Here is a 14,810-nt window from a genome sequence, read left to right on the forward strand (position 1 = left end):
GACGATTTTGTGACTCATCGAAAATCTCTCTGCTGACGCACCTGACAAACTAATACCAGTTTCTCAAAGTAATGCTACAAAATAAGTGTTTTTGGCTAACCATGTTTGCGTGGTGCGTCGCTATGAGATTGTGGATTGAATGCTGCATGATTTTTCATAGCGACGCACCCTACGGCTGTTTTACCAGGAACTGCTGGTAACGAGTAGATTTATGCAATTGGCGGGAAATCCCCACCAATTCAACATCTGATCGCACTATGTTTATTAATAATTTCGGCTAAATCTGGGATGCCGTTTTCCACGTAAGTCTTAGCTGAGGGGCGGAGTTTGGCATAGGCGCCTTTAACAACTGCTCTTGTGCTGTTTTCGGCTTTTTTGTCACTGATTTGGAGTAATTGATCTGCTACTTCAGCTTTTCTTTGGGCCAGATATTCGACTGGGCTGCCATTGTTTACTGCTTCAGTCCACATCGGATCGAGTGCGATCGAGATTTCGGGCAAAAGTTGATCGACGACTTGGGCGCAATAGTCAGCCCGTATCCCCTTAACGGTAGAGTAGGCAGCTTTCAGAGCAAGGCCGCCCAATCCCGGTGCTGCTGCAACTTGTTTGTCTATCAACTTTACACAGTCATCAACAAAATTGTCTCTGTTGTTTTCATTCAATAGAATATCGCTAAGTCCCATTTTTACTTTCCTTGATTTAACAGTCTATGTGCTGATTAGCTTTGAGTTGCATCTGGCGATTATATATCAATACGCTTCGGATCGGACAGTCCCGGAAGCAAAACACTGTGAAAAACAGATACTGCGATGGCTTTCATAACAGAGCGCTTACGAAGAGAGCTTGTGGCTCGCCATGACACAAAAATCGTCAACCCAAGCGTATTGGATTATATATCTATTTTGATCCTTTACTCAGGATTACAGATTTTTTTTAAGGTTTGAATGTCTCTACTAGACAACCTGATGTTGAGATTTGTGTCGTATGTGATGGGAATTAATGTCCGATCTGCTACTCTTATTCACCTACGGTTTGTAGTCAGGACTGAGCGTCCTTATTAGCTGATATTAATCAGGACGCTCAGTCCTGACTACAAACTAATGAGTTGTAAAGAGTCAAATAGAAAAGAGAACAGCTTGAAAAAAAATATTAGACAGGCTCTGCCTTGCGATCGATCGCACTTGCACGTACGATCAGGCACGCATCATTAGGATTCGACGTTCGACTTCAGGGCCTCCGGGACTGCAACCAAGGGAAGTTTCTGGGTTTGTGTCGGCCCATCGATCGATCGCAATACGAGATTTTTCGGTAATTTCGAGGCAGTGCTGACTCCGGCAAAAATGTGAACCGATAAGGTTAAAGCCCCGGCTAACAACAGTTTTTCTAACATGGCACTACCTCCAATTACCTATGCCGTCGGGCATAATTCCTCTTACACTTACACCATACAGAACATCCTCTGCGGCAAGTGCGATCGTACCGACATAGTTAAGTGACGCATATCACGACTGAGAAGAGGGTGAGAGCAACAGGGGGTGAGAGGCTGATGTTCGAGGGGGTGAGGGGAAAAATCTCGATCGCGCTTGACTTCTTCTGTCGGACTTCTAGCCTCAACATCCACCCGTTAAATCCTTTAAATCGGTTACATCCGGTACAAAATCCTTTGCCGAACATCCTTCCAAATCGGGAATTGTCCTAGAGAAAGAAGCCGTTGAGTGTCTCACAAAGGTAGAATTAGCGCGTAGAAGTTATTTGACACAGCGGAGGTACCGACAAGATGCTTGCATACATTCTGGCGTTGGCGGTCGGTCTGGGCAGCTTTAGTATTTACATGGCGGCCTTCTTTTTTCCAGAAGTTCACCGGAAAAGTGATTTTGCCTGGAGCGGGGTAGGGCTTTTTTATGCGTTAATTTTATGGGCTTGTGCGGGGCGAATTACTGGTGCTCTCCTGCTTGGTCAAATGGCGGGCGTGGCTCTGCTGGGATCCTTGGCCTGGGAAACTCTGACTTTGCGCAGGCTGGTGACGCCGGTTGCTCAGCAAACGCCGATTCCTCAGGCGGCGAATTTGGCCGGGGCGATGGGCGCGCCGCTATCAGGTTTGTTTGGCAAGAAACCAGAGCCCGCAGCGAAAAAACCTAAGTTTGTTCGATCGCCCAAACCGAAAGCTGATGCTGTTCCAGCACCTGTGACTCAGGGCGAGGTAAAGGCCCAACCACAACCGCCGACTCCCCCAATCGCTGAAATTATTGCCGAAAGTGCGATCGGCCCTGACTTAAAAACTCCCGACTCGAAAACACCCGCAATTACAGAAATACCCGTGTTTTCGGTTGACAGTCCTGCTGCTGAGACTTCACCAGCCCCAGCAGAATCAGCCAGCAACTTCACTCCTTTGCCCCTACCTCTAGAATTTTCAGAAATTGCGGCCCCACCAAAGGTAGAGCCAGCAGAGGCTCAGCCAGAAGCCAAAAAGCAGACTGAAGATGATGACGATTTTGACGAGATGTGGAGGTCGATGGCTAAAGATTCCCAGTCTGATGCTAGTTCGGCAGCCCCAACGGCGACAGCGACAGCGACAGCAACCGCAGCCCCAACGGCAAACCCAACTCCTGCCAAAGCAGCTAAAAAATCAGGGGGTTTCGGAAGTCTGTTCGGCAATCTCAAAAATAGTCTCGGCGGTATATTGGGACGGGGCGCGACAAAAAACAAGCCTGATGCAAATACTCCGGTGACCAAGCCGAAAGTGTCAGAGGAGTCGATCGCGCCTGAATCTAAGATAACGGCAATTCCGGCACCGGATATCGATCGGATTCTCGAATCAGAATTAGCCGAAGTGGCCGCCGAAGTCGCAGCCGAAACCAGCAACACTGCTGTCGCAAGCAGCCAAGCAGTGCCATTTCCCACCGATGTTGAAGCAATGGCCGAGTTGATAGCGACAGAAACCGCGAGTGCTGCCAAAATAGGGGAAACTCCGATTTTAGACGGATCGCCGGCACAAAACCAAACAACGCCGTTGGCTCAAGAAACACCTGCGGATGCGGTTGGTGAACCGAAAGCAGAAGCAGGCGTAACGGAAGCAGAAGCCCCTGCTGTATCTCTAGAAATGACTGTGGTGGAAATCGTTTCATCACCGCCTGTAGAGATAGAAGTACCGGGACAACCAGGGTTGAGCGTGCAGGTAGAAACGGTTTCAGTATCCACGATCTCGATCGAATCCACAGAAGAAAAACCCTCTTCTGATGGAGCGCAACCCGATTTAGTTGAAACTGCCAAACAGGCCGCTCCATCCAAGTCTGAAAATCTCTCCGGCGAAGATAAGCCATCATCTTGAGGCAAAAAGCAAAAGGTAGAAACCAGAATTTTTTTGATTCTGCCTTCTACCTTCTTCCGTCTTCCTTTTAGGACTTAGGCGCGGGTGGCGAGAAACCGGGTTTTCCCTCAAAACCAATTCGTTGTCACCCCCAGAGCCAATAAAAAAACCATTTCTTTGGTCAATTTTTGTAAGCTATAAATCCTAAATTTTAAATTTTTCCTTGTTCCTTATTCCTTTTAAATTTTTCCTAGTTCCTTGTTGCTTCTGTCACAGGTCAACTGTCAACTGTCAACTGTCAATTGTTTTTACATTCTCCCTTAATCTTATGAAAGCAATTATGGTCGTGGGAACAACATCTCACGCAGGAAAATCTTTACTGGTTGCAGCATTGTGTCGCATCTTTTCTCGGCGCGGCTGGCGGGTAACTCCGTTTAAAGGTCAGAATATGGCACTGAATTCCTATGTCACAGCCGCCGGCGGAGAGATTGGCTACGCTCAAGCAGTTCAAGCTTGGGCCGCGGGCATCCCACCTTGGGTAGAAATGAATCCGATTTTGCTCAAGCCGCAAGGAGATATGACTTCTCAATTGATTGTCAAGGGCCGGGCGATCGCAAATGTGCGAGCATCTCAATATTACGAGCAGTATTTCGATTTCGGCTGGCAAGTTATTCGGGAATCTTTAGAATTTCTCGGTCAAGAATTTGACATGATCGTGTGCGAGGGAGCCGGCAGCCCTGCTGAGATTAATCTCAAACACCGCGATTTAACAAATATGCGGGTGGCAAAACATTTGAATGCTCGGACTGTGCTAGTAGTTGATATCGATCGCGGTGGCGCTTTTGCTCACATTATCGGCACTCTGGAATTGCTCGATCCCGACGAACGCGCTTTAATTAAAGGATTCATTATTAATAAGTTCCGAGGACAAAAATCGATCTTAGATCCGGGGCTGACTTGGCTGGAAGAAAGGACCCGAATCCCGGTAGTTGGGGTAATTCCTTGGATAGACGAAGTGTTTCCTTCGGAAGATTCGCTCGATTTACTCGATCGGCGTTCTCCTAATGCTCAAACCGACCTGAATATTTCGGTCATCCGGTTGCCCAGAATTTCCAATTTTACCGACTTTGACCCCCTGGAGTCGGAAACCACCGTCACAGTCAAATATGTCAGCCCAAAAGATTATTTAGGCCATCCAGATGCCGTGATTTTACCAGGCTCTAAAACTACAATTTCAGATTTGCAGGTGCTGCGCCAAACAGGTATGGCAGAAGCCATTAAAAATTACTTAGTAGCTGGCGGTACAGTCATGGGAGTTTGCGGCGGCTTTCAGATGCTAGGAGAAAGTATCACCGATAGAGAAGGCCTTGAGGGAGAAAAGGGAGAGTTTAAAGGGTTGGGATTGCTGCCTGTGAAAACTGTGATCGCACCGAACAAAATTGCCTCCCAGCGGATCGTAACATCTAACTATCCTCAACCGGGTTTACCAGTTTCAGGTTACGAAATTCATCAAGGAAGAACGCAAATGCTAGAGTCGGATTTGACTCAACCGCTATTTGACGATCCGAGTTTAGGAATGGTCAACACTTCTCAATCAATTTGGGGCACGTACCTGCACGGCATCTTTGACAACGGAGCTTGGCGGCGAGCTTGGTTAAATCATTTGCGCCAGCAGCGGGGACTCCGCGCATTGCCCACAGGTATTCCGAATTACCGAGAACATCGAGAAGCTCTGTTAGAAACTCTAGCCGATACAGTGGAAAAGCATTTAGATATCAAGCATATCTTAGGTTAATCATGACATCAAATCCGGTTAAATAGACGACAAAATTCCGTAGGGGCGGGTTCACCAACATCTGTAACGCCAGCCAACAATACAGGTAAACCCGCCCCGGCCCCATTAAATATCAAGCATATTTGAGGTTAATCGTCAGATCGAATCCGGTTAAATAGACGACAAAATTCCGTAGGGGCGGGTTCACCAACATCTATAATACCAGCCAACAATACAGGTAAACCCGCCCCGGCCCAGCCGAAATGCTCAATCAACAGAATTGGATCAATTATTAGTTAGAACAGGAGTTAAAATTAAATGACAAAAATTGTTTTTTTACCTGATAATGTGACAGTGGAAGCTGAAGCGGGAGAGCTTTTGCTAGATGTAGCCAAACGTGCAGGGGTTTCTATTCCTACTGGTTGTCTGATGGGTTCTTGTCACGCTTGCGAAGTAGAAATTGACGGCGGGGATGCGATTTGTGCTTGTATTTCCGGCATCCCTTCCGGGAAAAAGCAAGTTACAATTAATCTGTATGTTGACCCTACTTGGTAATTGATATATTTTTTAATTGCATCTTCCTATGAGCGATCGACAACTTCACCCATGCCCCATCTGTTCCATCCCATCCCCGTATTGGGATCGATATCCCCGTCTAGTATGTTCAACTTGCTGTAGCAAAGCCTGTGACAATCGAGGGCGACAACTGGAGTTTTTCAATGTCTCAATGGGTGGAGGCTTTCAGGCGATCGTAGCGGATACTAAAGAAGAATATCCCAGCCACATTTGCTATATTGAAGGTATCAAGTGCTGGGCGAATGAAGCGAAATTTGGCGGTATTGCGATCGAGGTGTGCGACTGATACGCTTTAAGTAATTTTAATCTAGAGTGCGTGAGGGCGAATAAATCCCATCGGAGCATTAAAACCCTCAATCGTCACGCACCGGATATCATTTTCGGCTGCATCGTTATTATTCAATATTATTCAATCCTTGGCGGGGTGCGATAGGGAGATGCTAGCGAGCGATCGCCCCCGTCTCATAGTTTGGATTCAAACCCACATTCCGCACCCTCAACTGGCACAATCGGTGTTCTCCTAATTTGGGACTAGCGGCTGGTAATTTCTATTACTTAAGATACTTAAAATTTCCTGACCCGCCCTAGTCCCAAATCGTCAATTGACCAAAATTTGACCTAAGAAAATCTTCAAAAGACTCTATTTTAATTTGAGAAACGAATTGATACGAGGCACTTCTAACTAAGTTAGACTGCTGGTAGTATAGCTCTCGATTTGACAGAAGTTGAAGAACAGCGTCATACCAAGGTTGAATTTCTTGGTCTGGGACAAGCGGAATAATTGTTTTATTTTGGTTAAAACTATGTGTTACTCGTTCAATTGGCTTCACGGCCACCATAAAACCAGTTCCTAGATTAACCTCTTCGATTCCTCCTACATTACTAGAAATAACAGGTATTCCTCGAAGCATGGCTTCAATAATAACCAGTGGAATATTTTCCAACCAGAGTGATGGAACTAATAAAATACGAGTTTGAGATAAAATTTGGTCTAAATCTGAAGATGGCTCTAGCAGAGAAATGTTTGAAATCCTTTCTAGTAATACTCGATATTGATAAGTCGTCCCCCATGTCGGAACTGCTGCAAATTCAAAATTAGGCAATTTTTCTGCGAGTTTTATAAATATTGAAATTCCTTTAAATTGGCAGGGATTAACTAAAGTAATAAAACCCGATTCAAAATTTACGAAGTTAGGAAATGGTGGTTTACCATACGCAGGTAAGTAGATAGGAATTGCTTTAATATCTATCCACTGATGAACGTAATTAGAAAGAAATTGACTGTTAACAACAAATGCGTCTACTTGTTTCAAGATAGATGTTTTTTGGGGATCGGGATAGAAAGAGTGGGAACCAAATGGTAATAAGGATGGTGTCTGTGCTATGCAAATTACAGGACATTTACGAACACTTAGAGATGCTTTAAGCAAGACCTGTGTAATATCCTCAGCGGCAACTATTATGTACTCAGGCTGAATTTTATCAATCTGACTTGTTAAATATATGCTAACTCGTGCTGCATCTGCTACAGCATGAACTTCAACATCATTTAGGTGAAATACATACGCTCCTTGATTGAGAGTTGAACGGATACCAAACTTTTCTTGCTCAGCGAAAAATTGCTGTTCGGTAACTCCGCCCGGAGGAGATCCGAAAGCAGGTACAATAACCACTACTGAGTGCTTTCGTAACGCCAATGCTTCAGCTAAATAACGGATAGTCTTATTGGCTCCACCTAATGCAGGCAGATAAGGCATATGCATTGTAAATAAAAGCTTCATACAATTTCCTCATTTAACTTAAACCCTAGTTAATCAACCCACCAATAATTTCCACAATTGATTGACTACCATTTGTTCCAATCTTTGTTAAATATTGCTGTTTGTTGATTTCATAAATATCTGGTTCTATCAATCTACTTTCAATCAGTCGAGCCAAATTCTCTCGATAATCGCTTAAAGACTGGGGAGAAGAATAAAGATCGTTAAAATTTTCAATAACAGCTTGTACTTCCTCTGATTCATTAAAATGTCTTTTATATCTACAACCTTCTCCATAATAATTAGAGTGACATACAGGACTTTCAATACCTGCATCTATCAAAGCCAGAAGTTGTAAATACTGGGTAGAATTATGTGGCAGGAGTAGCACAGACGATTTACCCAAATAAACAGTTTAGTAAAAAGTTTCGATGCCTGGTGTTGTGATTACTAAGTCACTCCTCCCGATACAAGACAAAAAAGCATTATGCTCTAGTGTTTCAAATCGAACATTACAATGATTCTGATATTCATCAGCCAATGCCTTCATTACATGATGTTTCCCAGTTACAACAAATTCAAAATCAGATTTAGTTGTGAATAAGGGTGATAGTATGTCTGTCATAATGAAAGGGTACTTTGAATTTCTCGGAACCTGAATATATGGTGATTCAATTCCACCATAGTTTATAAGTATTCTCTTAGTACGACCGGACGCTTTTTCAATTTGACTGATGTTCTTTCTAAATACTGCCCCTACTTTATGAAGATTGGAAGGCTTGTTTCCAAGTGCCTCAATTGCCCGATCGACTCCTAAAAAATCTTGGACTATATAAGCATCTATTGAAGAAATATCTTCTACCTTCGGAGAACGCCACCAAAAAACCGAGTCAAACATAACTGATTTGATGTCTAGGCTTTTTGCTCTCAATGCTAGACTTAAATCACTACAACTGATGATTAGAGAATAGTTTAAAAGTGTTTTATCATCTAAACTATCTAGTAGTAGAGGCTGACTTTTTTTTGATACACTCATGCTATCTAAGGCTATTAGTTCCCAGCTTGTATCATAGCCAGCAAAGTCAATATCGTAATAATTCTTTAAATGGCTTGCTAAAGACAATGCTTTGCCTGTTGGCCCGTAAGAAAAGGGGGCAGCATAGATTAGTATTTTTTTCATTGAGTTTATAGTCAGAGAAAATTTTAAATTATTTGATGTAAATCTTGCCATTGAGATTCAATATGTCAACATCCGTAGAAACGAAAAAGCTTTGACTGTGTTCTTCTGTATCGCAAATTGGAAACCCCGCACTATTTAATGAGGTATTCATAAGTATAGGAATTCCATTGATTTCATAGATTCTAGAAATCAATTCATATAATTCAGGATTGTTAGCTTGAGATAAAGTTTGAATACGACTCGTGCCGTCTGCGTGAACTATTGCAGGAGCAAGTTCTTTTGTCTTAGGTTTAGCTTTTGCCGTAAATGACATATAGGGAGAATTATATTGAAAATCAAACCACTCAGAGGCATATTCTTCTAACACGACAGGGGCAACTGGTCGAAACCATTCCCTTTTTTTGATTTTTTCACTAACAATTGTTTTAATTTCCATTGTAGTTGGAATTGCTAATAAGCTTCTGTGTCCTAGCGCTCTCGGACCAGTTTCAGAACGCCCCATGTGCCAAGCAACTACGTTACCATTCAGCATTAATTCAGTTAATTTTTTAGAGACGGAATCAGAAATATAACAGTTTTCAATACCCCGCCCCAAATAAGGAAGATTTGTGGTAGGTATTGCTTTATTTTGAGTTCCAAAGTAGTATAATAAGGCACCTAATGACTGCCCCTCATCACCGGGACAGGACGGAACATAAACATTTTTGTAACCTAACGATTCACCTAGCTCAGTATTCGTAATTACGTTTAAGGCACATCCTCCTGTTAGAACAAGGTTATCTGAGTAATGCCTGTAGTTTCGGATAGTGCTAATCAGATTTTCCGTGTACATTTTTTGTAAAGTGAATGCTAGAGAAGCCGCATCATCTGGAGTTTTAACATCCAAATAAGTACAAAGTCTATCTAAAGATTCTTTATCAAATACCCATCCTAAGTGGGCAAATTTATTACTTAAAAAGACTTCTTGATATTTCTCGCTAAACTCACCATAAGCCGCTAAACCCATAACTTTTCCAGCAGCATTGACATCATTAAATAGTTTATAAGCAACGATGGCCCACAGCTTACCATCAAACCCATCAAAGCCTTGATTGAATGGAGAGCCGATCGAGTTTAGTTTTTTGTTTTGATAATGATAAACGAGACAGTTAGCTTTATGTAATGGGATTCGGTGATCTCCACCACCATCCATTGCTAAGACTAAGGCATCGTCAAAATTAGTGAGGTAGCAAAAAGACGCATGACAATCCAGATGTTGTACTTCCGCTATCTGTTTTTGAGGGAAATTTCTATAAATGTACTCAATGACTTCATGGTATAACTTTTCTCCATTATGCCTGCTAACAATAAATTGAATGTCCTCACCCATCTCAAATTCATGAATCAGAAAGGCAATCAGCGAAAATAATGTAGAGCTTTTATTAAACCTGTAGCGTTTAGAGTTAAAAAAACGTTCTACTTCTAAATGCAAAATTACTCTTTGATCGTTGGCAACAGTGATACAAGAGTCATGGGCGTTCTCTGCTAATGAAATGTAATACATAGGTGGGATTTTTTTGCTTAATGTTGGCGGTAGTATGTACGATTTTTCAATTCAAGTTAATTTGATGAAATTGAATTTCTGCCAGGACTGCTTTACAACTGCTCTCGCTCAATCCATTTAGGAAGTGTAGGTAGCTCAAATTCATCTAATCTGTTAATTAATTTCACTGGATTGTCTTCGGAAATGAAAATTGTTCTGTGTTGAGGACGAATAAACTTCTCTTCTGTTGCGTAATCCAAAAAAGAAAGTAGCCTGTCATAAAAACCTTCAATATTTAAGAGTCCACAGGCTTTTCTATGAAATCCAAGTTGAGTCCAGGTTGCAACTTCACAAAATTCCTCTAATGTTCCTAATCCTCCTGGCAAAGCAATAAAGGCATCAGACAGATCGGCCATTAGTGATTTACGCTCGTGCATTGATCCCACAACCCGAAGATCGCTTAATCCAGTATGTGCAGCCTCCTTATCTACCAATGCTTGCGGAATTACTCCAATTACTTTTCCACCAGCAGCAAGTGTAAAATCAGCTACGGCACCCATTAACCCTGTGTTGCCTCCACCATAAACAAGGGATATTTCACGTTTGGCTATTTCAAGACATAGACTTTGTGCAGCCTCCAGGTAACTATCACGGGTACCAAAGTTTGAGCCACAATAGACACAAATACTTTTCATTAGTTAAAGCGATCGCTTCCTGTTAGACTACAAATTTCCTTCGCTTGGCTACAAGTTACCTAAATTTTTATTCCTGTTTCCCATAATAAACATTTTCAGGAAGTTGTAAAGTAATAAAAGGTCTAACTTGGTACAGAGTTTGACAGACCCTTTTTAGCAGCTATTGGTAAAATAAAGTTGAGTTTAGTAGCAAAAAGTTGCAAAAGGGTGAAAAAGGTAGTAAAATTGCCGAAAACAAATATCTGTATCGCCAATGGATGTCCAAGAAGTCCTGAAATGGGCTGATGAGTTAATGTTCCTCAAAACGGGAACACACTTAAATAGTCTGCAACAAGCTGTGTTAGCAGGGGTTTGGGATAGTCAAAAATACAAGGCAATTGCCGATCGCTATCGCTGTAGCGAAGCGAATGTCAAGAGAGTTGCGGGCAATTTATGGCAACTGATATCAGAAGAATTAGACGAAGAAGTTAATAAATCAAACTTCCGCGCTACAATGGAACGGTATAATATTTCTAATTCCAATGTTGGTAATTTTGTACAGAGTAAATTTTGGGGAAGTAGCATCACTGTCTGTGGAGAAAGTTGGCCCTCTCGCGAAACTGCAAAAAACCGATCACCTTCCCCCGGCAACCCAGACAACAATGAACCCGAAAAACACCACGATATAACCGAAGTGCCGGAATACGAAATATTCTTTAACCGCACCAACGAACTAACTACTCTCAAACAATGGATACTCATAGAAAATAGCCGCATTGTCACGGTTTTCGGATTATCGGGGATCGGCAAAACTGCCCTCGCAGCACAACTGGTCGAACAAATCAAAGACAATTTCGATCGCATCATTTGGCGCAGTCATAGTAAATTCCCCACCCTCAACTCCTTAAAAATAAATTTAATTGAATTTCTATCCCAAGGGCAAGAAACGAAACACCCATCAATCGTTGACTACTTGCGATCGCATCGGTGTCTAATTATCCTCGACGATTTCCAAGAAACATTTACCAGTGAGGAATTAGTCGGCACTTACCTCGCAGAATACGAAAATTATGGTAAACTTATAAAAGAAATAGTGCGTTCTCCCCACAACAGTTGCTTGCTAATCCTGAGTTGGGAACAACCCATAGAAATTGCTACCTTAGAAGCAGAAAAATGCCACTGCCACACTTTACAACTTCGTGGTTTAGGAGAGTCGGCAGAAGAACTATTGAGGGCCAGAGGATTAACCGATGAAGATAAATGGTTAGAACTAATTGAACTTTACAGCGGCAACCCTTCATGGTTAAATATAATTGCTTCTACTATTCAAGATTTATTTAACGGTAGCGTCGCTCATTTTTTATCTTATCCAACCCTATTTTTGGGAGACTTAGAACCGATATTACACGCCCATTATCGACAGTTATCGGAGTCGGAGAAATTAGTAATGCTTTGGTTAGCTAACCAAGAGACGGCAGCAGACATTTCCAGTAAACCAACAGAGTTTTCATCAGACTTTGATTTTTTGAGAGCCATACAGTCTTTGAGAAAACGCGGTTTAATTGAAAAAAATATGCACAATGGAGCATCTCGCTTCACCCTTCAACCTGTCATTAAAGAATATGTCAAAAACAATGTCACGGTTGAGTTAATATCGACTACCAATCTTTAATTTTTTTGCCATTCTTGCTGTTTTTTTCGAGCAGATTGCAGCCATTTTTGCGCTTCTGGATAAACAGTTGTCCCCGGTTTGACCGATTCTAATTGATTGATAATTTGTTGCAATTGGCTGAGGGCGTAACCAGGATTTTGACTGGGAGAATTCACATTATTTTGCAAGTTTGCTAACAAGCTTTTAGCTTCTTGCAAAGCTTTTTCAGAATCCTTTTCTGCTTCGTGTCTAATCTGGGTAATTCCTAAATTTTTCTGATATTCAGCGAGTTTGGTTTGAGCATCGAGATAGCCCGGGTTATCGACAGGAACCATTTTCAGTCGATTAATTCCTTCTTGCCACAATCCTGCTATTTGCTCCCACTGTGCGGCTGGATGCGGCGGTTTTTGGGAGGCGACTGCGGCGGAAAGAGCAAATTCTTTTGCTGCTTCAATTAAGTTGTCGGCGTGCAGGGAACCGGTGGCGACGCCTCCCATTGCTTGAAAGTCTCTTTCTGCTGCTTTGAGCTTTTGCTTAGCCGTTTCTCCGGCGAGGGTTTCGGCGGGAATTTGGTTGAGTTGGTCGATCGCACTTTGCCAATTTCCCGTCGCTTTTTGCCTGTCGGCGGCAGTTTTTGCTTGCTGGTACTGCTGTTTCGCCGCGTTGAGAATTTGTTCGACTTGATTTAACTCAGTAAAAGCATTTTTTTGCTGGAAAATCTGAGCATCCATCCGCCCGATATTTTTGCGGGCTGCTTGAAATTCATCGACTGTAAACCGCCAAGTGCAACCCGTAAAAGAGCAATAAGTTTGTGGATAGTAGCCGAGGAACCACACCGGTAAAGCATCGAGGTGTTTTTGCGCTTGTTTGACTTTCGTGTCGCCATATTCAAAATCTGCCGCAGCAGTGGCTTTGTTGATCAGTTGATCGGATTGTTCCACAAGGGCGATCGCCTGTCGGTAATTGTAATCCATACTGATAAAACTCGGCAGCAATAATATCGGCATTGTCTTCGCCACGGGCCAGCGAATCATCGGAAAAGGTAGGTTAATCACCCAAATTATCCCCGCTGCACCGCCCAGCAAACAGCCCGCAAAGATGATTTTATCAAACAATCCGGGCGCGCGGTTGGCTTTGACGGCAGCTTTGAGAGCTGGTTCGCTGAAGTTGGGAAATTCGTCTTTGAAGGTATCGCGGATTTCTTCTCTTGATGCGAAAGTGCCGTCTTGCGATCGCAATTTCTCCAACCGCTTCATCACCATCCGCCGGTACACTGCACCCGCTAGAGCATCATCAGCCGCGCACTTGTCAACTTCCGCCTGCAAAATGTCAAAAGCTCGATCGGTAAGACGTGCCATAAAACTCACCTATTCCCTTTTAATTATTCTACAGGTTGTTCGCCGAGATAATTGTTAAAATATATAAAGTCTAGCTCAATAATCCGAATTTAAGTTCATGCCAACTGCTTTAATCACCGGTGCTTCTGGCGGAATAGGTGCAGCCTTTGCCGTCGAATTAGCCCAACGCCAGCACAATTTAATCTTGGTAGCTCGTTCCGAAGCCAAATTGCAGCAGCTAGCTGCTCAACTGGAACAGGAATTCAATATTTTGGTCGAAATTATCGTTCAAGATTTGACCGCGCCAGGAGCCACAACTGCTGTATTTGAGGCGATTAGTAAAAAAGGTTGGACGGTTGATTTGTTGGTAAACAATGCGGGTTTTGGCGATTACGGTGCTTTTGTCGATCGCCCGCTGGCCAAACAAGTAGAAATGGTGCAACTAAATATTGTAGCATTAGTAGAACTCTCGCACTTATTTTTATCGGGAATGCGGCAGAGAAAATCGGGAAGTATCATCAATGTTGGGAGTATCGCAGCTTTTCAGCCGATGCCGTATTTATCAATTTACGCAGCAAGTAAAGCTTTTGTGTTGAGTTTCAGCGAAGCACTTTGGGCGGAAAACAAAGATTTAGGAATTCGCGTTTTAGCAGTTTGTCCAGGCCCGACAGAATCGGACTTTTTCAAAGCAGCCGAATTCCCCGTAGGTTTGGCATCCAGCAGCGGACAAAAACTCGTTTCCGCTGATGAAGTTGTCCGAGATGCACTCAAAGCTTTAGACAAAAAAGAGTCTAACGTCGTGACTGGCGGATTCCTCAATCAAATAATCGTAAATATGCCTCGATTGATGCCGCGAGAACTTTTGGTAAACTTGGTAGCAAAGCTGTTTATGGGTAAAGCAGGATAACTGAAGGTGGCCAGAAACCGGGTTTTTCTCGAAATAATTCGCGAGCGCCCTAAATCTCCTAAAAAACCCGGTTTCTTTGAACTCAACGAGATGACCAGAAACCGGGTTTTTCCGAAATAATT

Annotated in this window: 14 protein-coding genes; 6 read left to right on the plus strand and 8 right to left on the minus strand. The window is 42.9% G+C overall.

The features are described 5' to 3' along the window. Positions 1-239: 239 nt before the first annotated feature. Together QUB64_RS05105 and QUB64_RS05110 are read right to left on the minus strand one after the other, a co-directional pair. Positions 240-683 carry a DUF6918 family protein gene (locus QUB64_RS05105; RefSeq protein ID WP_333270510.1) on the minus strand — a complete coding sequence of 148 codons (444 nt, stop codon included), beginning with the start codon at positions 681-683 and terminating at the stop codon, positions 240-242. A 524-nt stretch (positions 684-1,207) separates the two neighbouring features. Continuing rightward, the gene (locus QUB64_RS05110; RefSeq protein WP_333270513.1) at positions 1,208-1,390 is read right to left on the minus strand and encodes a hypothetical protein; all 183 of its coding nucleotides are present in this window, start codon (positions 1,388-1,390) and stop codon (positions 1,208-1,210) included. Positions 1,391-1,777: 387 nt separating this feature from the next. Here QUB64_RS05110 and QUB64_RS05115 point away from each other — a divergent pair, with 387 nt between their 5' ends. The 4 genes from QUB64_RS05115 (at position 1,778) to QUB64_RS05130 (ending at position 5,943) form a co-directional block, all read left to right on the plus strand. After that, positions 1,778-3,328: a Ycf66 family protein gene (locus tag QUB64_RS05115; RefSeq protein WP_333270516.1), complete on the plus strand. Its 1,551-nt coding sequence runs from the start codon at positions 1,778-1,780 to the stop codon at positions 3,326-3,328. 307 nt (positions 3,329-3,635) lie between these two features. Beyond that, complete coding sequence (gene cobQ / locus QUB64_RS05120; protein WP_333270518.1) at positions 3,636-5,102, plus strand: cobyric acid synthase CobQ; 1,467 nt, start codon at positions 3,636-3,638, stop codon at positions 5,100-5,102. Between the two features lie 297 nt (positions 5,103-5,399). Further along, positions 5,400-5,636 (plus strand): 2Fe-2S iron-sulfur cluster-binding protein, encoded by a 237-nt coding sequence (locus QUB64_RS05125; protein ID WP_333270520.1) that lies wholly within the window; start codon positions 5,400-5,402, stop codon positions 5,634-5,636. A 172-nt stretch (positions 5,637-5,808) separates the two neighbouring features. Further along, positions 5,809-5,943 carry a hypothetical protein gene (locus QUB64_RS05130; RefSeq protein ID WP_333270522.1) on the plus strand — a complete coding sequence of 45 codons (135 nt, stop codon included), beginning with the start codon at positions 5,809-5,811 and terminating at the stop codon, positions 5,941-5,943. Between the two features lie 298 nt (positions 5,944-6,241). Here QUB64_RS05130 and QUB64_RS05135 read toward each other — a convergent pair whose 3' ends face one another. The 5 genes from QUB64_RS05135 to QUB64_RS05155 all read right to left on the minus strand — a co-directional run bounded on the left by QUB64_RS05135 (position 6,242) and on the right by QUB64_RS05155 (position 10,814). Beyond that, on the minus strand, positions 6,242-7,438 hold the full coding sequence (locus QUB64_RS05135; protein ID WP_333270525.1) for a glycosyltransferase family 4 protein: 1,197 nt from the start codon (positions 7,436-7,438) through the stop codon (positions 6,242-6,244). Positions 7,439-7,463: 25 nt separating this feature from the next. After that, on the minus strand, positions 7,464-7,808 hold the full coding sequence (locus QUB64_RS05140; RefSeq protein ID WP_333270528.1) for a hypothetical protein: 345 nt from the start codon (positions 7,806-7,808) through the stop codon (positions 7,464-7,466). 24 nt (positions 7,809-7,832) lie between these two features. Further along, positions 7,833-8,648, minus strand: a complete 816-nt coding sequence (locus tag QUB64_RS05145) for a hypothetical protein (protein WP_333270530.1) — start codon at positions 8,646-8,648, stop codon at positions 7,833-7,835. Further along, a complete protein-coding gene (locus tag QUB64_RS05150; RefSeq protein ID WP_333270532.1) occupies positions 8,626-10,140 on the minus strand; it encodes a carbamoyltransferase C-terminal domain-containing protein in 1,515 nt (504 codons plus the stop codon). The genes QUB64_RS05145 and QUB64_RS05150 overlap by 23 nt, the downstream gene beginning before the upstream one ends. A gap of 92 nt (positions 10,141-10,232) precedes the next feature. Then, positions 10,233-10,814 (minus strand): TIGR00730 family Rossman fold protein, encoded by a 582-nt coding sequence (locus QUB64_RS05155; RefSeq protein ID WP_333270534.1) that lies wholly within the window; start codon positions 10,812-10,814, stop codon positions 10,233-10,235. A 253-nt stretch (positions 10,815-11,067) separates the two neighbouring features. Between QUB64_RS05155 and QUB64_RS05160 the strand changes: the two genes are divergently transcribed. Then, positions 11,068-12,465 carry an NB-ARC domain-containing protein gene (locus tag QUB64_RS05160; protein WP_333270537.1) on the plus strand — a complete coding sequence of 466 codons (1,398 nt, stop codon included), beginning with the start codon at positions 11,068-11,070 and terminating at the stop codon, positions 12,463-12,465. Here QUB64_RS05160 and QUB64_RS05165 read toward each other — a convergent pair. Continuing rightward, the gene (locus tag QUB64_RS05165) at positions 12,462-13,802 is read right to left on the minus strand and encodes a hypothetical protein (protein ID WP_333270540.1); all 1,341 of its coding nucleotides are present in this window, start codon (positions 13,800-13,802) and stop codon (positions 12,462-12,464) included. The two genes, QUB64_RS05160 and QUB64_RS05165, sit on opposite strands and share 4 nt — an antisense overlap. 97 nt (positions 13,803-13,899) lie before the next feature. Here QUB64_RS05165 and QUB64_RS05170 point away from each other — a divergent pair, with 97 nt between their 5' ends. After that, a complete protein-coding gene (locus QUB64_RS05170) occupies positions 13,900-14,688 on the plus strand; it encodes an SDR family NAD(P)-dependent oxidoreductase (RefSeq protein WP_333270542.1) in 789 nt (262 codons plus the stop codon). Positions 14,689-14,810 lie beyond the last annotated feature (122 nt).

This window comes from Microcoleus sp. Aus8_D2, assembly GCF_036702665.1.
Lineage (GTDB): Bacteria > Cyanobacteriota > Cyanobacteriia > Cyanobacteriales > Microcoleaceae > Microcoleus.